An 18,294-nucleotide genomic window follows, 5' to 3' on the forward strand; every position below is an offset into this window, starting at 1 on the left:
GCGAACTGAGCGGGAATGGGTAAGTTGCCGGTTGGTACCCTGCTGGAAGGGTGCACAGCAGACTTTTGAGTGCGTGAGGAGCACCGATGGGCATCGACTTCAACGAGCTGAAGAACAAGGCGGAAGACCTTGTCGAGCAGCACGGCGACAAGATCGAGCAGGGCGTCGAGAAGGCGGGCGAGTTCGTCAAGGGCAAGTTCGGCCACGACGAGCAGGTCGACGGGGTCGTCGACAAGATCCAGGACATGATCCCGGACAAGCCCGGCACCGCCGAGGGCACTCAGGCGTGAACTTAGGCAATCAGGCCGACGAGCGGGTCCTTCCTCCGGGAGGGACCCGCTCGCCTGCTGCCCGCAAACCGACCATCCACACCTGGCAGCGGGTCAGCCCGCCCCGGTTGGAGTCCGTGCGGCTGCTGGTCGCCGAGACCCGGCTGCGCGCGTCGGGCAGGCTCATCGCCGCCGCGGACGGCGACGTCGAGGCGTTCAGCGCGTCGTTCGAGGCGTCGGTCGACAAGGGTGAGACCGCTGGTCGACTGCTGCTGCGCACGACCACCGCCGAAGAGGAACGCCAGATCTCGCTGAGCCGGACCGAGGACGGCGCCTGGCTGGTCGACCGGGCCGGTGCCTCCCGGCGCGAGGAGTTCGATGGCTCGCTGACGGTCGCGGTCGCGGGCGCGGTCACCTTCCACACGCTGCCGATCCGCAGGCTGGGCCTGCACCGCACGCCCGGCGAGGCGGAGCTGCCGGTGGTGTGGGTGAACGCCCCGGATCTGGCGGTCAGCCTGGTCACCCAGTCCTATCGCACGGTATCCATCGACGCCGACGGCGCGGTGATCGCGTTCACGCAGAACGGTGAGACGACCGAGTTGACCGTGGACACCGACGGCGTGGTCGTCGACTTCCCCGGCGTGGCGGGCCGGGTCTAGACCCTGCCTGCGAGTCCGGCACGCGCTATCCCGCGTACGGATTCATAGGTCATCTAGATGGTGAACGGCGCGTAGGCCACGGCGAAGGCCGCCCGCGCGTCGACGCCGATCGCTTTGACCTCGATCGTGTGCGCGCCCGCCGACAGTCCCGTGGTGTTGAGCGCCAGCCGCCAGACCCCCGCCACGCCAGGGCCGTCGGCGACGGTCGGGATGCCCGCGATCTTCGTCCCGTCCAGCCGCACCTCGACCCCGGCCAACCCGGCCAGTTCGCCGCCGAGCCGTTGGCCGCCGGGGCCGTCCGCGGTCACCTCCAGCACCAGCCGCCCGCGTGGCACCGCCGTGTCGGCCGCGATGGGCTGGCCCGCCGCGTCGAGGAACCGGGCCGACGGCCGGGCCAGCGCCAGCCGGGTGCGCGCCAGCGGCACGTCCGTGCCGGACCCGGCCGCCGCCGACACCGCCCCCGGCGGGGCCAGCAGCTCGATCGACGCGCTGACGATCCGCGCGGCGCCCTCACCCCGGCGGAACGGCCCGCGCACCCGCACGGGCAGCGTGTCACCGTCGGCGCGCAGGATCAGGGCCTCGGCGGGCACGTCGGCCACGATCGGATAGCGCACGCCGCGGATCAGCGGCTGACCCGCGACGGCGGGTCGGGTGGGGAACTCGCGGCCGCCGACCTCGACGGTGTAAAGGTGCTCCATCGGGGTGGCGTTGCCGGGCACCAGCGTCACCCGCAACTGCGCGCCGACCGTGCCGCCGACCCGGGCACCGCCGGACGGGGTGGACAGCTGCGGGCCGGACTCCATCACCCGGCCGGTGTCGAGCACGGGCGGGGCCACGAGCACCGGCGGCGCGGTCTCCGCGCCCAGGAAGCCGACCAGGTCCACCGCGGCGCGCAGCCCGCCGGGTCCGCCGACGAACCCGAGCAGCGCCGTCGCCTCCCGCCACGCGGGCACCACGTCGCCGCCGCCGACCACCTTGCCGTCGCGGACCACCCGGATCCCGTCGGCCCGGAACACGACCTCCCAGCGCGTCGAGATCCCGATCTCCGCGGGCGCCATCGGCGTCAGTGCCACCGCACCGCCCAACCGCGGGGTGCCTGCCGCGACGAGCACCTGCGCGGTCGGCACCGTCGCCCCCGCTATCCGGATCCGGACCGCGCCGGGTGGGAGCCCGGGGTCGTCCTGCGCGAGGCCGGGCGGACCGGACGGGCCGGGCACGTTGACCGAGCCGATCAGGTCGGCCGGGCCGGGGACGAGGTCGATGGTCAGCTCTCCGGCCTGTCCAGGGTGGTCGGTCTCCAGGACCAGCCGCCCCAACTCGCCTGCCACGGGGGCGTCGCGCAGCCGGAACGGCGCCCGCGACCGCAGCACCAGCGGATCCGCGCCGCACTGCCCGCTCACCACCATCCGCTTGCCGTCCTGACCCTCGCCGCGGGTGGCCCGACCGCAGTCGGAGGTCCCGGCCAGCCGCCACCGCGACGGCTCCGGCACCACCCGCGAGGCGAACCGGTCGACAAACACCCACGGCGGCTCGTTCTCCGGCGCCCGCGGCGTGCCCACGGTCAACGCGGGCATCGAGCGCTTGCCGAACGAGTCGATCGTCCGCACCTCGATCTGATACGCCACATCGTTGTCCAACGCGTCGAGTTGGGCGACGGGCTGGGAGAGCAGCCGGACGTTGGTGAGCGTGCCGTCGCGACCCCAGCGGATCTCGTACCCCGCCGCGCGCTCGGGCTCCGGCTTGCCCGTCCGCTGCGGCCCCCACGCCACCAGCAGCCGCTGCGGCCCCGAGTCGACGCTCAGCCCCTCCGGCTGGGCAGGGGGATTGCCGGGGGACGGGATAACGACGGCGTCGCCTGCGAACTCTTTGACTGTGGTCTGTGGCGGGGCGACGGGTTTTGGCAGGTCAGCAGCTTGTTCGGGGGACCGCAGCACCGCGACGGCCCCGCCGATGACGACCACCCCGGCCACGATGATCGCGGCACGCCGAAGCAGCGTCTTGCGGCCGGGCGGCGGGGGTTGATCCACGACGTCAACGTAGGGCCGGTGTGCGGCCGGTCACGGTTTTGTTGCCGACCCGATATCTGCGCACGTTGTCCACAGGCACCACCGAACCAAGATCATCTGTCGCCCTGCTCGGATAGACTGGTTCAAGGGCCGCCCCCCAGGGCGGGTGGGGTTTGTGCGCTCGCGGTCATCGGGCTGAGATCGGGACTTCGGCCACAGCCGTCGTGCTCTCGAACCCGATCACCCGGCCCGCGGTCACCTTGACGCCGAGTCCCGGCGCCCATCGGACTCGCGCCTGCCGGGTTGCGCTGCGAGTCGCAGCCAACCAGGCCCGTCTACGACCTCGCGCCGCCCCCAGGCCTAGGGCAGTGCGCGGGTTGTCAGGCCGAGATCGGGACCTCGGCCACGGCCATCGTGCCATCGAACCCGACCACCCGGCCGCCGTCCGCGCCGATCACCGACAGTTCCTCCAGCACGTTCCCGCCTTCAAGATCCACCAGTACCCGCGCCGACTTAGCCGCCCGGTGGGCGTCCAGCGTCAGCCGACCGTCGTGCCCCGCCTGCACCGTCGCACGCAGCGCGCCGGTTGAGGCAAGGGCGCCGCGGGCGGCGCCGAGGCGGCCGAGGGCTTCGTCGACGGCCGCAAGCAGAGCGGCGCGATTTCCCTCGCACATGGCCAACACCAGGTCGGGCCGCGTGCCCATCACCCGGGTCCCGTCGCCGAAGGAGCCCGCCGCCAGGGCCAGCGCCAACGGGCCACCGTCGACTCCGCAGGCGGCCAGCACCGCGGCGAGCACGTGTGGCAGGTGCGAGATCCGCGCTACCGCCGCGTCGTGCTCGCCCGCGGAGACCGGGACCACGTGCGCGCCGCAGTCCATGGCCAGGTCGGCGGCCGCGCGCCAAGCGGTGAAGTCGGTGTCGTCGTCGGTGGTGACGACCCAGGCCGCGCCCTGGAACAGCTCGGCCGAGCCCGCCGACCAGCCCGAGTCGGACGTGCCCGCCATCGGGTGCCCGCCCGCGTACCGGGTCGCGGGCGCGTACCGGGCGACTGCCTCCGCCACCGGAGCCTTGACGCCTGCCACGTCGGTCAGCAGACACTCCGGCGCGAACTCGGCGACCCGCCGCAGCACCTGGTCGACGGCGGTCAGCGGCACCGCGAGGACCACCAGCGCGTCCTCGCGGCCAGCCCGTCGAAGCGCGTCCTCCACTGACCCGATGTCGAAGCCGGACGCGGCGGCGGCCTCCGCGTCGGTCTCCGACGCCGTCGCGCCCCACGCCGGGCGGCCCGCGCCGACCGCCGCGCGCAGTACCGAGCCGCCGATGAGTCCCAGGCCGATCACGCACACCGATCGCATCGACACATCCTGCCCTAAGAGCGCGTCTGGGAACTGGCGCACGCGATAGCCGCGCCGAGATGGCTCCTGGCGGCACGGCCGGATACGCCCACAGACCACTCCGGTATGCGGCCGATCCGGCCGCACCGCCAGGAGCCATCTCCATCACGACTCTCACGCACGCCAGTTCCCAGACGCGCTCTAAGACCCCAGCACCGCCAGCGCGAACGCGGCGTACGTGGTGACCCCGTGCGCCATCGCGGCCTCGTCGAACACCACCCGGTTGGAGTGGTTGGGCGGGGCGTCGGCCGGTTCCATCCCCGGCGGGCAGGCGCCGAGGAAGGCCATCGCCCCCGGCACGCGCTGCAGGACATAGGAGAAGTCCTCCGCGCCCATCAGCGGGTTGGGCATGATGTTGGCCTGCCCGCCGACCTTGCCCACCAGCTTCACCAGCCACTCCGCGACGACCGCGTCGTTGACCGTCACCGGGTAGCCCGGCTTGATGTCGACTTCGACCTCGCACCCGTGCGCCGCGCCGACATTCACGCAGACCCTCGCGATCTCCTCGACCATCGTCTTGCGGGTCTGCTCGGACAGCGTGCGCAGCGTGCCCTCCAGCAGCGCCGTCTCCGGGATGATGTTGGACGTGGTCCCGGCCGTGATCCGGGCGACGGTGACGACCGCGGGCTCGAAAACGCTGACCCGTCGGGTCACCGCGGTCTGCAGCGCGCCCACCATCGCCGCCGCCGCGGGCACCGGGTCGAGCGCGTCGGCCGGGGTGGACGCGTGGCCGCCCCGACCGGTTACCACGACCCGGAACGAGTCCGCGCTCGCCATGATCGGACCCGGCCTGCACCGGATCACCCCGGACTTCTCCTTGGACGTGATGTGCAGCGCCAGCGCCTTCTCCACCGGATTGTCCGCGGCGTCGAGCACGCCTTCGTCGAGCATGAACCGGGCGCCGTGGTGGCCTTCCTCGCCCGGCTGGAACATGAACACGACCTGCCCGGAGAGCGCGTCGCGCCGGTCGTGGAGCAGGCGCGCGGCCGAGGCGAGCATCGCGACGTGGGTGTCGTGGCCGCAGGCGTGCATGGTGCCGTCCTCGACCGAGGCGAACTCCAGCCCGGTCTCCTCGGTCAGCGGCAGCGCGTCCATGTCGCCGCGCAGCAGCACGGCCGGACCGGGGCGCGCGCCGCTGAGCACGGCGACGACCGAGCCGACGGCGGTGCCGGTCTGGATCTTGAGGTCGAGGCCGTCGAGCGCGTGCAGCACCGCGGCCTGGGTGCGGGGCAGCGTGAGCCCCTGTTCTGGGTGTTTGTGCAGCTGTCGGCGGAGGGCGACGGTCTTGGGCTGGAGCGCCCTTGCGGCTTCGAACAGGCCGCTGAACCTCGGGTCGGGCTGCGTCTTCATCTCTCGATAGTGTCATTGACCCCCAGTTAGGGGGACTGCTTCTTCCGGGTGACCGCTGATCGGAATACGGTGGGGCCATGTCGGAGCAGGAGCCGGTAACGGGCTTCGGAGTTGCGGTCGTCCGTGAGGACGGCAAATGGCGATGCGACCCAATGGACGGCTCCGCGCTGCGGGAGCTGGACGCGGCCATCACCGAGTTGCGCAAGACCAGGTCGACGGGTGCGGTCTTCGGACTGCTCGCGATCGACGACGAGTTCTTCCTGCTGCTCAGGCCTAGTCCGGGCGGGGTCTCCCTGCTGCTGTCCGACTCCGCCGCCGCACTGGACTACGACATCGCCGCCGACGCGCTGGACCTGCTGCGCGTCGACCCGCCGGAGGACGAGGACGAGGTGTGGCCGGAGGGCTCGCTCGACATCCTCGCCGATCTTGGGCTGCCCGCCCCGGAGATGCAGGTGATCATCGACGAGATCGACCTGTACCCCGACGAGCAGCTGCAGATGATCGCCCAGCGCCTCGGTTTCGCCGACGAGTTCACCAAGCACCTCGACACCATCCTGCAGTGACCTCGGACGAACAGCTGGTGCGCGCCGCGATCGAGGCGGCACGCCGCGCCGACGCGACCGCCGACATCCCGATCGGCGCGGTCGTGACCGGCCCGGACGGCACTGTGCTCGCCGCGGCCTGCAATGCCCGCGAAGCCCTCGGCGACCCCACCGCCCACGCCGAGATCCTCGCCCTGCGCGCCGCCGCCACCCGTCTGGGCGACGGCTGGCGGCTCACCGGCTGCACCCTCGCGGTGACCGTCGAGCCCTGCACGATGTGCGCGGGCGCCTTGGTCCTGGCCCGCGTCGCCCGCGTCGTGTTCGGCGCGTGGGAACCCAAGACCGGAGCTGTCGGCTCCCTGTGGGATGTCGTGCGCGACCGCAGGCTGACCCACCGCCCCGAGGTCGTCGGCGGTGTCCTCGAAGCCGAGTGCGCCGCTCTGCTCGACGAGTTTTTCGCTGACCGTCGATAGTGTGACCTGCATCACAAAGATGTGGGATTAGGCCGAACGCAGGACACCCCTGTAGCGAGGGCTTCGAGCCCTCGGACAGGGAGAGGAGTGCCCCGATGAGCATTTTCGACAAGGCCAAGGACAAGGCCGAACAGCTGATCGGCGATGCCAAGGAGAAGATCGGCGAGCTGACCGGGAACGAGGATCTGGCCAACTCCGGCCGGGCCGACCAGGTCGAGGGCGAGGTCAAGGAAGCCGCCCACGACGTCCGCGACAAGGCCGAGGACGCACTGGGGCAGGCCAAGGACAAACTGAGCTAGCGGCCGGCTTTCGCGAGCCCGCCACGGCCGGTGGCGGGCTCGCGGGCGCTATGACCACCCCCGCGAGCGGATCCCGCCCCCAGATCTGTACTCTCTTCTGCGGTGGCGTGTCCGAGCGGCCGAAGGAGCGCGCCTCGAAAGCGCGTGACGGTTCACCCCGTCCGTGGGTTCAAATCCCACCGCCACCGCCATATTCAGGCAGAACGCCCGTTCCTTGATCTCAGGGAACGGGCGTTCTGCTGTCTGGTCTCATTCGCCCCGATCACGCACCTGGCGCGAATGATTGCCCGAACGCGCAGCGGGATCGGTGCGTTGGGCCCTACTCGACGCGCTCGTGGGCGTGGCCTACTTGATCAATCGCGCGAGGAGGGGCCATGACCGATACCACCAGCGAGAACGTCAACCAGACCTATCTGACCCTGCGCCTGGCGATGGTCCTGCTCGTCGGCCTGCTCTTCCTCTCCGTCATAGTCCAGTACTTCGCCAGCGCCCCGGACTGCCTCCAGCACTCCATCAGCGCCTACTACTTCACCCCCGCGCGTGCGGTGTTCGTCGGAGCCCTGTGTGCGATCGGCGCCTGTCTGATCGTCTACCGGGGCAGCACCGACACCGAGAACGTGCTGCTCGACTACTCCGGTTTCATGGCCTTTGTCGTCGCTTTCGTGCCCACGACGGTCGACAACACCTGCGCCGTCAGCAACGTCCCGACGGCGGAAGAGCTGACAGACGCGGTGAGCAACAACGTGCTCACGCTGCTCGTCGTCGGGTTCGGTGCCGCGTTGCTGGCGATGGTGGTGCGGTGGCTGCGCAAGAACCCGGACCGGCCCCTCAGCAAGTACGCCCGGATCTCAGTGGCCGTGACGCTGACCGCGCTGGCCGCGGGCACCGTGTTCTTCCTTTTCTGGGGCGACACTTTCGAGCGGATCGGCCACGCCGTCTCGGCTATCGCGCTGTTCGCGGGCATCATCGGCGTGGTCATGGTGAACGCCGTGGGATTCGCCAAGAAACAGGGCGACACCGCCGCGGCCAAGGTGGCCACCAACCGCTATTCCCTCGTCGCCTTCGCCATGGGACTTTCGCTGGTCGGTTGCCTGGTGTCCAAATGGCTGGGGTTCGGCCACTGGCTGTTCGTCCTGGAAGCGCTGCTCATCGCGGAGTTCGCGGTGTTCTGGATGCTCCAGACGACCGAGCTGCGCGGCAAAGTCAGTCGTGCGGCGTGACCCCTTAAGTACTTTCGCCGACTTCCCATGTTCACCCGATAGGGGAAGGATTCCCTCACCGTCCAGTGAGGGAGGACTTCCCGTGAGAACAACCGCGCGCCCCCGGGCAGCGCTGTTCAGCGCCGCCGTCCTGTCAGTCGGCTTCGTCGCCGCCACCGCGTCGACCGCCGCGGCCGTGCCGAGCGCCGACGCGCTCATCGCCGAGGTGTACGGCGGTGGGGGCAATTCCGGTGCGACCCTGACCAATGACTTCGTCGAGCTCGCCAACGCGAGCTCGGCCTCGGTCGACCTGTCCGGCTGGAGCGTGCAGTACCTGCCCGCGTCGGCGAGCCCGACCAGTCCGTGGCAGGTCACCCCGCTCACCGGCGCGCTCGGCGCCAACAGCCGCTACCTGGTCGCCGAGGCGGCCGGTGCGGGCGGGACCGTCGCGCTGCCCACGCCCGACGCCACCGGCGCCATCCCGATGTCGGCCACCGGCGGCACGATCGCGCTGGTCACCACGACCACGCCGCTGACCTGCAAGACCGCCGCCGACTGCGCCGCCGACACCCGCGTCCGCGACCTGGTCGGCTATGGCGCCGCCGTGGTCCGTGAGACCACGGCGACCCCCGCGACGTCGAACACCACGTCGGCCGCCCGCCCCGCGCTGACCGACACCGACAACAACTCGGTCGACTTCGCGATCGGCGCGCCGACGCCGACAAACTCCCTCGGCGAGACCCCGGGCGGCGGCGGTCCCGCGCCGACCCCGGCCAAGATCAGTGAGATCCAGGGCACGACGCACTTGTCCACCTTGGACGGCACGAAGGTCAGCACGACCGGCGTCGTGACCGCGATCCGCGCGTTCGGCTCGGCCCGCGGCTTCTGGTTCCAGGACCCGCAGCCCGACGCGAACCCGGCCACCAGCGAGGGCCTGTTCGTCTTCACCGGCTCCACCACGCCGACCGTGGGCGTCGGCGACGCGGTCACCGTCGTCGGTACGGTCGACGAGTTCTACCCGGACGCGGCGCCCGCGTCGTCGGTCATGCTCGCCACCACCGAGCTGACCAGCGCCACGTGGACGGTCGGCTCCAGCGGCAACCCGCTGCCCGCAGCCGAGGCGCTCACGCCGACCACCGTCCCGGACACCTACGCGCCCAGCCCCGGCGGGTCGATCGAGGGCCTGACCCTGGACCCGGCCGCCACCGCGCTCGACTTCTTCGAGTCGCGTGAGGGCATGCGCGTGCAGGTCAGCGACGCGCGCGTGGTCGGCCCGACCACGGCGTTCAATGAGCTGTTCCTGACCACCAAGCCCGACCAGAACCGCTCGGCGCGCGGCGCGACCGTCCTCACCGGATACGAGCAGCAGAACAGCGGCCGGGTCCAGGTCCTGTCGCTGATCCCGTTCGCCCAGCGCCCGTTCCCGGTGGCCGACGTCGGCGACACCCTCGCGGGTGTCACCGCGGGTCCGGTCGACTTCAGCCGCTTCGGCGGCTACGTCATCCAGGCCACTGAACTGGGCAACCTGGTCTCCGGCGGCATCCAGCCCGAGATCACCCGCGCGGAGCGGGGCGGCGAGCTGTCGGTGGCGACCTACAACGTCGAGAACCTGTCGCCGGTGGACTCGCAGGCCAAGTTCGACCGGCTCGCGCAGGCGGTCATCACCAACTTGTCGACGCCGGACATCCTGTCGCTGGAGGAGATTCAGGACAACTCAGGTCCGGTGAACAACGGCGTCGTCGCCGCGGACCAGACGCTGCAGAAGTTCTCCGACGCCATCGTCGCGCTCGGCGGACCGCGCTACGACTGGCGCCAGATCGACCCGGTCAACGGTGCCGACGGTGGCCAGCCGGGCGGCAACATCCGGGTCGCGTTCCTGTTCAACCCGGCTCGGGTGTCCTTTGTGGACCGCCCGGGTGGCGACTCGGTGACCCCGGTGCAGGTCGGCCGCGGCCGGTTCCCGTTCCAGGCCAGGCTGTCCGCGTCACCCGCGCGGATCGCCCCGGCCGACGAGGCGTGGCTCAACAGCCGTAAGCCGCTGGTCGGCGAGTTCTCCTTCCGCGGTCACCCCGTGTATGTGGTGACCAACCACTTCAACTCCAAGGGTGGCGACCAGCCGCTGTTCGGCCGCTTCCAGCCGCCGAACCGCACCTCCGAGGTGCAGCGGCTCAAGCAGGCCGCGCTGGTGAACGACTTCGCCCGCCAGATCGTGCGGATCGACCCGTTCGCCAACCTGGTGGTCCTTGGCGACATCAACGACTTCCAGTTCTCGCCGGTGATGGCCAAGCTGACCGAGGACGGGGTGCTGCGCGCGCTGATCAACGGGCTGCCCGTGACCGAGCGGTACAGCTATGTCTTCCAGGGCAACGCGCAGGCGCTCGACCACACCACGGTCAGCCCGTTCGTGCTGCGCCCGGACTACGACATCGTGCACATCAACGCCGAGTTCTCCGACCAGGCGAGCGACCACGATCCGCAGGTCACCCGCTTCGTCCCGACCAGCATCCCCTGGCCGAACCGGTAGCAGTAGAACAACTAGTTATCCACAGGCAGCGGGCCCGCGTCGACACGACGTGGGCCCGCTGTGCTTTGGTGGTGGCAAGGCCTACGTGAGAGAGGTGTGCCATGAGCGACCGCCCGGCTCGACGAGACCCGTCGAAGTTGGTGGAAGCCGAAGGTTTCCGTGACTACATCCGCGACGACTGGGGCCCGGCCGACCGCCGCGTCCGGGCCGTCCCCGGCGCCGCCAAGGCCGCCGCCGCGCACCGGGCCCGTCTGTCGGCCGCCTTCCCCGGCAAGCGCGTCGCGCTCGGCGCGGGCCGCGCGCCCGTGCGGTCCAACGACACCGACTACGCCTTCCGCGCCGACAGCGACTTCGCCTGGCTCACCGGCTGCTACGCCGAGGGCGCCGTGCTGGTCATGCACCCCTCCGGCGACGGCCACGACGCCGTGCTGCACCTGCGTGAGCCAGCGGGCCCGACCGAGGCCGATTTCTTCGCCAACGCCCGCGACGGCGAGCTGTGGATCGGTGCCGCGCCCGGCCTGGCCGAGTGGTCCGACGCGCTGGGCATCATCTGCCGCCCGCTGGAGGAGCTGCCAAGAGCGCTGCGCGGCAACCTGCCGCAGGTCCTGGCCGCGCGCGGGGTCGAACCGATGCTCGACGCGCTGGTCGGGGCCCACAGCGGCGAGCTGCGCACGGTCTTGTCCGAGTTGCGGCGGATCAAGGACGAGTGGGAGATCGGCCAGCTGCGCGCCGCGGTCGACGCGACGGTCATCGGCTTCGCCGACGTGGCCCGGGAACTGCCGGAGGCGGTGCGCGGCGGCGGCGAGCGCTGGCTGCAGGGCACCTTCGACCGTCGGGCCCGCACCCTGGGCAACGGCGTCGGCTACACCTCGATCGTGGCCGCGGGCGAGCACGCCCCGGTGCTGCACTGGACCCGCTGCGACGGCCCGGTCGCCGAGGACGGCGTGCTGCTACTCGACGCCGGGGTCGAGATCGACACGCTGTACACCGCCGACGTCACCCGCACCTTCCCGGTGTCCGGCGAGTTCAGCCCCGCTCAGGCCCAGGTGTACGACCTGGTCCACGCGGCGCACCTGGCCGCGATGGCCGAGGTCCGGCCGGGCCGGGAGTACCATGCGTTCCACCAGGTGGCCATGCGGGTGCTCGCCGAGGGCCTGCACGACTGGGGCCTGCTGCCGGGCTCGGTCGACAAGTCGCTCGACCCGGCGGGCCAGCACCACCGCCGCTACATCGCCTGCGGCGTCGGCCACTTCCTCGGCCTCGACGTGCACGACTGCGCCAACTCCAGCGCGGGCGCGTACAACGAGGGCGTGCTGGAGGTCGGCATGGCGCTGACCGTCGAGCCCGGACTGTACTTCCACCCCAACGACCTGACGGTGCCCCCGGAGCTGCGCGGCATCGGCGTGCGCATCGAGGACGACCTGGTGGTCACTTCGGACGGTGCCGACGTGATCTCCGCCGCATTGCCGATCACCCGCGACGGCATCTCCGAGTGGGTGCGCGCCCATCGGGGGTAGCCTCTGGCCTTTGTTGGGAGTGCAGTTAGTCAAGGGGAGCTAAGGAGGGCGTCGTGTCCGATCACGACACTCGCAGGGAGACCGAGACGGACGTCAAGGTCGGCAGGCACGCGGCGCCGGAAGGCGCGCAGCGGCACCCGCTGATCGATCTGTCCCGCGACCCGAACCCCGGCAAGGCCGACCACGCCGCGCCGGACGACGAGGGCTGATCTCTCGTTATTCGAGACGGACGCCGGTCACCCCGCGGGGGTGGCCGGCGTTTGTCGTACCGGGGGTGCACCATGTCCGCATGCGAACACCTGATCGAGAGACCGCACTCCTGGCGGCCCGCCTGACCGCGGCCGCCCTGGCCGACGCGGCGACTCGCTCAGCACACGTTCGCGACATCGGTGTGCACGACCGGGCTCCCGCCGCCGCGGCCGCCGCCCTGTCCCACACCATCGAGTCCCTCTGGCGGCGCGGCTGGGCCCCCACCGACGTCGTCGGCGCCACCCCTCGCCCCCTGTCCGGCCTGGCCACCGACGCGATCGCGGCCCAGTGCGCGGGATACGGCCGGGTCCATCCCCGCTGGCGTGACCAGTTGGCGGAGATCGACGCCACCGTCTGGTGGACTGGCGCCCACTTACCCGCCTGGGCCACTCGCAAACGCTTGCCCATGGCCGACGCGCTCGCCCGGGTGATCGACCTGCTCGCGGTCCTGCTCGCGTTGCCGCCGCTCCCGGAGTTGGTGCCACCTCCGGACGCGGTGGTCGCGATGGAACCCACGGGCCGCGTCGATGAAAGGGTGTTGGCGAAGGTCCGGGGTCTGCTGGCGAAGGCGGAGTCGACGCCGTTTCCCGAGGAAGCTGAGGCGCTCTCGGCCAAGGCTCAGGAACTGATGACCAGGTACGCCTTCGAGCAGGCCGCTGTTGATGAGGTTCCGCAGGAGGCGGGCGCCGCTCGCCTGTGGATCGAGGCGCCTTACCAAGGTCCCAAGGCACAGTTGGTCGACGCGGTGGCCGGGGCGAACCGATGTCGGGCGGTGTTCTATCCGAAGCTCGGGTGCGTTGTCCTTGTGGGGCACTCGACCGACATCGAGCTCGCCACACTGCTTTCGCGGTCACTACATGTCCAGGCCACTCACGCGCTGGCGGGTTCCGGATCCAAGGCGTACCGACACGCGTTCCTGGTCGCATACGCCCAACGGATTCGCGAGCGTCTGACCGTGGTCAACCAGGTCTCGGTCGACACCCGTCTGGTCCCGGTCTTCACTCGGCGGGAGGCGGCGGTGCGCACCCGATTCGAAGCCATGTTCCCTGGTGTCCGAACTCGGCACTCTTCGGTGAGCAACGCGGCGGGGTGGAGCGCGGGCCGTGCAGCGGCCGACCGGGCAGACCTGGTTCCGCAACGGGTTCGGGTGGCGGCGGGCTAGACGCAACGGGCCAAGCAAAACGGCCTGTTTGGGTGGTTCGCCTTGATTTGGGGGAAATGGGCCTAAAATCGCGGTGCGGGTGAGGTTCCTTGAGCTCGCCTTTTGACCCGCACAGGCCCATTTCTAGGGGTCCCCAAATCAAGGCGAACCACCCAAACAGGCACCCGCACACCAAGCTCGCCACGGCCGCAACCTGTGCCGTAGCAAGCCAAACAGGCCCCGCCGAATCGACGGGGCCTGTCCAAAGTGGAGCGTTATGCCGGAATGGTGAGCACCTGTCCCGGGCGGATCAGGTCCGGGTTCGAGATCCCACTGGCGTGCGCGATCCTCATGTACTGGCTGCCGTCACCGTAGAACCGCTTCGCGATCGCCGACAGCGTGTCGCCGGGAACGACCGTGTAGGTCTGCGCCGCTGGGGGAGCGGGAGCGGCCTGCGGGGCGGGCGTAGGCACCGGCACCGGGGCGGGTTCCGGCGCGGCGACGGCCTCGGCCGTTCCGGACGTCCACAGGGATCCGCCGTCCGAACCGACGACACTCACGCCGCGGTCGTCGCCGATGATCAGGCTGGCGCCCGCGGTGCCGCCGGTCTTGGTGGCCCAGACCGCGTCGCCGCCGTCCTTGTAGAGCACGAAGTTGCCGTCTGACTGCATGTCTCCACGCACGGCGCCGGAGCCGTCGGTACCGGAGGCCCAAACAGCCGTGCCGTTGGTCGACAGCACGAGGTTGCCGTCGGCCTGCAGCTTCAGCGAGTGCTTGCCGTTCGGCGAGGTGAGCTGCTGGCCCACGGCGAGGCTCAGGCCGGAGTCGAGTGCGTCAGCCACGTCTATGTCCTTACGTTGGAAGACCGATGAGCGTCCCGAGGCTAAGTCGGCGCCACCGATCCCGCCTGCCGGCAGGACAGGTTTTCACCCGGCAGAGGGGTTTCCGGTGAATGTTCCGTGTGCGACACAGCGCGCGGCCCGTCCCGCCACCCTGACTACCGCTTTTGGGTGGTCCAAGCCGCTGCGGTACCCTCTCCGACGTTGGAGGATTCGCATAGTGGCCTAGTGCGCACGATTGGAAATCGTGTTGGGTGTAAAAGCCCTCAGGGGTTCAAATCCCCTATCCTCCGCCACCAGCGGCCCGTGTCCCTCGGACACGGGCCGCTGTGCGTCTGTCGTTAGTAGCGCTAAGCAGTGTTGCCCTGGTGGGTGACACCCGTGTCCCACGGCCCCGGTACACTGAACTCGGACCCCGTGCGGTGTTCATCTCGCGAACCTCCCCAGGGCCGGAAGGCAGCAAGGATAAGCGGGCTCTGGCAGGTGCACGGGGTCCCCTTTATGCCCGGGTCTTGGCCAGCAGCTCATAGCTGCGCACCCGGTCGGCGTGGTCGTAGACGTTCGTGGTGATCATCAGCTCGTCCGCCGCCGTGGCCGTCAGCAGGTCGGCGACGCCCGCCCGGACGGTCTCCGGTCCGCCGATGACCTGGCTGTCCAGCCGCTCGTCGATCATCAGTCGGTCCAGGTCGGTGTATGGGTACGCCGCGGTCTCGGCCGGGGTGGGCATCCGCCCTGGTGTGCCCTTGCGCAGCTGGAGGAACTGCAGCGCGCCTGGCTGGGCCATTTCACGGGCGGTCGCGTCGTCATCGGCGCAGATCACCGACGCGGCGACCATCGCGTACGGCTCGGACAGCACCTCCGACGGGCGAAAACGCTCGCGGTAGAGCGCCAGCGCGGGCAACGTGTTCTCGGCGCTGAAGTGGTGGGCGAAGGCGAACGGCAGCCCGAGCATCCCCGCCACCTGCGCGCTGTAGCTGCTGGACCCGAGCAGCCACAGCGCGGGCTGGTTGCCCAGCGCGGGCACGGCGGTCACCCCGCGCCGGTCGCGGCCGGTGAAGTAGTTGGCCAGCTCGGCCAGCTGCTCGGGGAAGTCGTCAGCCGACAGCGGCCCGGTCGAGCGACGCAGCGCGCGGGCGGTCACCTGGTCGGTGCCGGGGGCCCGGCCGATCCCCAGGTCGACCCGGCCGGGGTGCAGCGCCTCCAACATGCCGAACTGCTCGGCCACCACCAGCGGCGGGTGGTTTGGAAGCATCACCCCGCCGGACCCGACCCGCAGCGTCGAGGTCGCCATGGCCAGGTGCGCGAGCAGGACCGCGGGCGCCGAGCTGGCGATGCCAGGCATGTTGTGGTGCTCGGCGACCCAGTAGCGGTGATAGCCGAGGCGCTCGGTCTCGCGCGCCAGGTCGATGCTGTTGCGCAGGGCGATCGTCTCGGTCGAGTCGCTGGCGACCGGCGCCAGGTCCAGCACGGAGAACGGGATGTCGAAGGTGGCCACGCCGTGGTGCAACGCCGCGCGGCGGCCGGTGCTTCCCGACCGACGTGATGTCGGGCCTGACCGGTAAGGTCGCGGCGTGGCGCTCGCCCTCTACCGCAAATACCGCCCGGCGACCTTTGCCGAGGTCGTCGGTCAGGAACACGTCACCGACCCGCTGCGCACGGCGTTGAGCGCCGGTCGGGTCAACCACGCCTACCTGTTCTCCGGGCCGCGCGGCTGCGGCAAGACCTCCAGCGCGCGCATCCTCGCGCGGTCGCTGAACTGCGTCGAAGGCCCCACCGACGAGCCGTGCGGCGTGTGCGACTCCTGCATCGGCCTCGCGCCGAACGGGCCCGGCACGGTCGACGTCGTCGAGCTCGACGCGGCCAGCCACGGCGGCGTCGACGACGCGCGCGAACTGCGTGACCGGGCCTTCTACGCGCCCGCCCAGTCCCGCTACCGCGTCTTCATCGTCGATGAGGCGCACATGGTCACCACCCAGGGCTTCAACGCGCTGCTCAAGATCGTTGAGGAGCCGCCGGAGCACCTGATCTTCATCTTCGCCACGACCGAGCCGGAAAAGGTGCTGCCCACCATCCGCTCGCGCACCCACCACTACCCGTTCCGTTTGATCCCGCCGGGCGCCATGCGCGACCTGCTGGAACGCAACTGCGCCGCCGAGAACGCCACGGTCGAACCGGCGGTGTTCCCGCTGGTCATCCGCGCGGGCGGCGGCTCCGCGCGCGACACGCAGTCGGTCCTCGACCAGCTCCTCGCTGGCGCGGGACCGGAAGGCGTCACCTACGAGCGCGCGGTGTCGCTGCTCGGGGTCACCGACGTCGCCCTGATCGATGACATGGTCGACGGTCTCGCCGCGGGCGACGCGGCGGCGGTCTACGGCACGGTCGACCGGCTGGTCGAGGCAGGCCACGACCCGCGCCGCTTCGCCTCCGACCTGCTCGACCGGCTGCGCGACCTGGTCCTGCTGCGCGCGGTCCCCGACTCGGCGAGCCGCGGCCTGGTCAGCGCGCCCGGCGACGAACTCACCCGGATGGTCGGCCAGGCCGAGCGCCTTGGCGCGGGCACCCTCACCCGCTACGCCGAGATCGTCCACACAGGACTCGTCGACATGCGCGGCGCCACCGCGCCGAGGCTGCTGCTGGAACTGCTGTGCGCGCGGATGCTGCTGCCGGGCGCGGTGCCCACCGACGCGGCGGCGGATTCGGCTGTGCTGCAGCGGTTGGAGCAGATGGAGTCGCGGATGGCCGCCGGGGTGCGGTCCGGCCCCGCTCCCCAAGCGCAGACGGCCGCACAGACCGACCGCGCACAGACCGACCGCGCGCAGGCCACCGCGCCCGCGCGGGCCGCGGCCGAGCCGTCCCCAGCGCGATCCGAGCCCGCTCCGGCTCGGTCTGAGTCCGCTGCGGCGCGATCCGAGTCCGCCCCGGCGCGCGAGTACCGCCGCCGGTCGTCGGCAGAGTCCACTGTGGCCGCTCGGTCCGACGAGTCCGCGCGGGCCGCGCCCCAGCCGACGCGGCCGACCGCGCCCACCGCCGACGCCGAGCCCACCCCGACCGCGGCGCAGACCACGCGCGCGGCCGAGCCCGCTCGTCAGGCCGGGTCCGCCCGCCAGCCTGAGCCCGCCCGCCAGGCTGAGTCGGCCCGTCAGGCTGAGTCGGCCCGTCAGTCCGAGCCCGCTCGCCAGACGGAGCCTGCTCGCCAAGCTGAGTCCGCTGGCCATCCCGAGGTCGCCCGTCAGACCGAGCCTCGTCAGGCCGAGTCGGCCCGCCAAACCGAGCCCGCCGACGCCGGGCCCGCCTCGGCGCCGGGCGCCATGGATGCGACGGCGATGCGCAACGTCTGGCCCGAGGTGCTCCGGGCACTGGGCAAGGTGCGGGCTTCGATGCTCGCCCAGGCCGCCGTCCAGTCCGTCGACGGCGACCTGGTCACCATCGGCCACCCCGCCGAACCACTGGCCCGCAGGCTGTCCTCGCCGGACAACATCGAGCCGATCACCGCCGCCATCCGATCCGCGGTCGGCGGCTCCTGGCGGGTGCAGATCGTGCACGCCCCGCCCGGTAGCGGCGGCCCAGTCCGCCAGCAGGCCAAGGCCGCGGCGCCGACCCGCACCTACGAGCCGCCCAAGCGGGTCCTCGACAGCAGGCCGCCCAGCGATGGTTTACCGCCTGAGCCGCCCGAGCCCGAACTCCCGCCGGAGCCCGAGGACGAGGAGGAGCTGATGGCCCAGGCCGCCCGCGCCCCCGAGCCCGGTGCCGAGGGGTCCCGGCAGGACCCGGAAGAGACCATGCTCAAGCTCCTCGCCGACAAACTCGGCGCCCGCCCGCTCGAGGCTTGAGTT

16 protein-coding genes, 2 tRNA genes and 1 other RNA gene are annotated in these 18,294 nt (G+C 71.2%); 14 read left to right on the plus strand and 5 right to left on the minus strand.

Annotated elements, in window-relative coordinates; genetic code table 11:
- Window positions 1-86: 86 nt before the first annotated feature.
- The gene (locus tag BN1701_RS27780) at window positions 87-290 is read left to right on the plus strand and encodes an antitoxin (RefSeq protein ID WP_054053666.1); all 204 of its coding nucleotides are present in this window, start codon (window positions 87-89) and stop codon (window positions 288-290) included.
- The gene (locus tag BN1701_RS27785) at window positions 287-928 is read left to right on the plus strand and encodes a putative glycolipid-binding domain-containing protein (protein WP_054053669.1); all 642 of its coding nucleotides are present in this window, start codon (window positions 287-289) and stop codon (window positions 926-928) included. Before BN1701_RS27780 ends, BN1701_RS27785 begins: the two co-directional genes overlap by 4 nt.
- Window positions 929-981: 53 nt before the next feature.
- Here BN1701_RS27785 and BN1701_RS27790 read toward each other — a convergent pair whose 3' ends face one another.
- The 3 genes from BN1701_RS27790 to BN1701_RS27800 form a co-directional block, all read right to left on the minus strand.
- Window positions 982-2,955, minus strand: a complete 1,974-nt coding sequence (locus BN1701_RS27790) for an Ig-like domain-containing protein (RefSeq protein ID WP_054053671.1) — start codon at window positions 2,953-2,955, stop codon at window positions 982-984.
- A 359-nt stretch (window positions 2,956-3,314) separates the two neighbouring features.
- Window positions 3,315-4,289 carry a prephenate dehydrogenase gene (locus tag BN1701_RS27795; RefSeq protein ID WP_054053674.1) on the minus strand — a complete coding sequence of 325 codons (975 nt, stop codon included), beginning with the start codon at window positions 4,287-4,289 and terminating at the stop codon, window positions 3,315-3,317.
- Between the two features lie 180 nt (window positions 4,290-4,469).
- On the minus strand, window positions 4,470-5,678 hold the full coding sequence (locus BN1701_RS27800) for a M20 family metallopeptidase (protein ID WP_054053676.1): 1,209 nt from the start codon (window positions 5,676-5,678) through the stop codon (window positions 4,470-4,472).
- Window positions 5,679-5,755: 77 nt separating this feature from the next.
- Between BN1701_RS27800 and BN1701_RS27805 the strand changes: the two genes are divergently transcribed.
- The 9 genes from BN1701_RS27805 (at window position 5,756) to BN1701_RS27840 (ending at window position 13,643) form a co-directional block, all read left to right on the plus strand.
- Window positions 5,756-6,241: a tRNA adenosine deaminase-associated protein gene (locus BN1701_RS27805; protein WP_054053678.1), complete on the plus strand. Its 486-nt coding sequence runs from the start codon at window positions 5,756-5,758 to the stop codon at window positions 6,239-6,241.
- The gene (locus BN1701_RS27810) at window positions 6,238-6,693 is read left to right on the plus strand and encodes a nucleoside deaminase (protein WP_054053679.1); all 456 of its coding nucleotides are present in this window, start codon (window positions 6,238-6,240) and stop codon (window positions 6,691-6,693) included. Before BN1701_RS27805 ends, BN1701_RS27810 begins: the two co-directional genes overlap by 4 nt.
- A 95-nt stretch (window positions 6,694-6,788) precedes the next feature.
- Window positions 6,789-6,992 carry a CsbD family protein gene (locus tag BN1701_RS27815; RefSeq protein WP_054053680.1) on the plus strand — a complete coding sequence of 68 codons (204 nt, stop codon included), beginning with the start codon at window positions 6,789-6,791 and terminating at the stop codon, window positions 6,990-6,992.
- A 101-nt stretch (window positions 6,993-7,093) separates the two neighbouring features.
- Window positions 7,094-7,183 (plus strand) — tRNA-Ser (locus BN1701_RS27820).
- A gap of 183 nt (window positions 7,184-7,366) precedes the next feature.
- Entirely contained in the window at window positions 7,367-8,212 is an 846-nt protein-coding gene (locus BN1701_RS27825; RefSeq protein WP_054053681.1) for a hypothetical protein, read from the plus strand.
- Window positions 8,213-8,294: 82 nt separating this feature from the next.
- On the plus strand, window positions 8,295-10,715 hold the full coding sequence (locus tag BN1701_RS27830) for a lamin tail domain-containing protein (RefSeq protein WP_157368255.1): 2,421 nt from the start codon (window positions 8,295-8,297) through the stop codon (window positions 10,713-10,715).
- 101 nt (window positions 10,716-10,816) lie between these two features.
- Window positions 10,817-12,232 (plus strand): aminopeptidase P family protein, encoded by a 1,416-nt coding sequence (locus BN1701_RS27835; protein WP_054053683.1) that lies wholly within the window; start codon window positions 10,817-10,819, stop codon window positions 12,230-12,232.
- A 53-nt stretch (window positions 12,233-12,285) separates the two neighbouring features.
- Window positions 12,286-12,441 carry a hypothetical protein gene (locus tag BN1701_RS36585; protein WP_172803159.1) on the plus strand — a complete coding sequence of 52 codons (156 nt, stop codon included), beginning with the start codon at window positions 12,286-12,288 and terminating at the stop codon, window positions 12,439-12,441.
- 80 nt (window positions 12,442-12,521) lie between these two features.
- Window positions 12,522-13,643 carry a DUF2786 domain-containing protein gene (locus tag BN1701_RS27840; RefSeq protein ID WP_157368256.1) on the plus strand — a complete coding sequence of 374 codons (1,122 nt, stop codon included), beginning with the start codon at window positions 12,522-12,524 and terminating at the stop codon, window positions 13,641-13,643.
- A gap of 254 nt (window positions 13,644-13,897) precedes the next feature.
- On the opposite strand, the gene BN1701_RS27845 is transcribed toward BN1701_RS27840, so the two are convergent.
- Entirely contained in the window at window positions 13,898-14,464 is a 567-nt protein-coding gene (locus tag BN1701_RS27845; RefSeq protein ID WP_054053687.1) for a LysM peptidoglycan-binding domain-containing protein, read from the minus strand.
- 203 nt (window positions 14,465-14,667) lie between these two features.
- On the opposite strand from BN1701_RS27845, the gene BN1701_RS27850 reads away from it, so the two are divergent.
- Both BN1701_RS27850 and ffs read left to right on the plus strand, forming a co-directional pair.
- Window positions 14,668-14,757: transfer RNA gene (locus tag BN1701_RS27850), tRNA-Ser, on the plus strand.
- Between the two features lie 111 nt (window positions 14,758-14,868).
- An RNA gene (gene ffs, locus BN1701_RS27855) (signal recognition particle sRNA small type) lies at window positions 14,869-14,963 on the plus strand.
- Here ffs and BN1701_RS27860 read toward each other — a convergent pair.
- On the minus strand, window positions 14,961-15,956 hold the full coding sequence (locus BN1701_RS27860; protein ID WP_157368257.1) for an LLM class flavin-dependent oxidoreductase: 996 nt from the start codon (window positions 15,954-15,956) through the stop codon (window positions 14,961-14,963). The two genes, ffs and BN1701_RS27860, sit on opposite strands and share 3 nt — an antisense overlap.
- A 76-nt stretch (window positions 15,957-16,032) precedes the next feature.
- Here BN1701_RS27860 and BN1701_RS27865 point away from each other — a divergent pair, with 76 nt between their 5' ends.
- Window positions 16,033-18,291: a DNA polymerase III subunit gamma and tau gene (locus tag BN1701_RS27865; RefSeq protein WP_054053691.1), complete on the plus strand. Its 2,259-nt coding sequence runs from the start codon at window positions 16,033-16,035 to the stop codon at window positions 18,289-18,291.
- Window positions 18,292-18,294: the final 3 nt, after the last annotated feature.

Origin of the sequence: Alloactinosynnema sp. L-07 (assembly GCF_900070365.1) — a bacterium.
Taxonomy (GTDB): domain Bacteria; phylum Actinomycetota; class Actinomycetes; order Mycobacteriales; family Pseudonocardiaceae; genus Actinokineospora.

Coding starts and splice junctions, on each gene's coding strand:
- BN1701_RS27835 (WP_054053683.1), top strand. CDS start 10,817: ATGAGCGACCGCCCGGCTCGACGAGACCCGTCGAAGTTGGTGGAAGCC.
- BN1701_RS27805 (WP_054053678.1), top strand. CDS start 5,756: ATGTCGGAGCAGGAGCCGGTAACGGGCTTCGGAGTTGCGGTCGTCCGT.
- BN1701_RS27800 (WP_054053676.1), bottom strand. CDS start 5,678: ATGAAGACGCAGCCCGACCCGAGGTTCAGCGGCCTGTTCGAAGCCGCA.
- BN1701_RS27795 (WP_054053674.1), bottom strand. CDS start 4,289: ATGCGATCGGTGTGCGTGATCGGCCTGGGACTCATCGGCGGCTCGGTA.
- BN1701_RS27825 (WP_054053681.1), top strand. CDS start 7,367: ATGACCGATACCACCAGCGAGAACGTCAACCAGACCTATCTGACCCTG.
- BN1701_RS27840 (WP_157368256.1), top strand. CDS start 12,522: ATGCGAACACCTGATCGAGAGACCGCACTCCTGGCGGCCCGCCTGACC.
- BN1701_RS27780 (WP_054053666.1), top strand. CDS start 87: ATGGGCATCGACTTCAACGAGCTGAAGAACAAGGCGGAAGACCTTGTC.
- BN1701_RS27815 (WP_054053680.1), top strand. CDS start 6,789: ATGAGCATTTTCGACAAGGCCAAGGACAAGGCCGAACAGCTGATCGGC.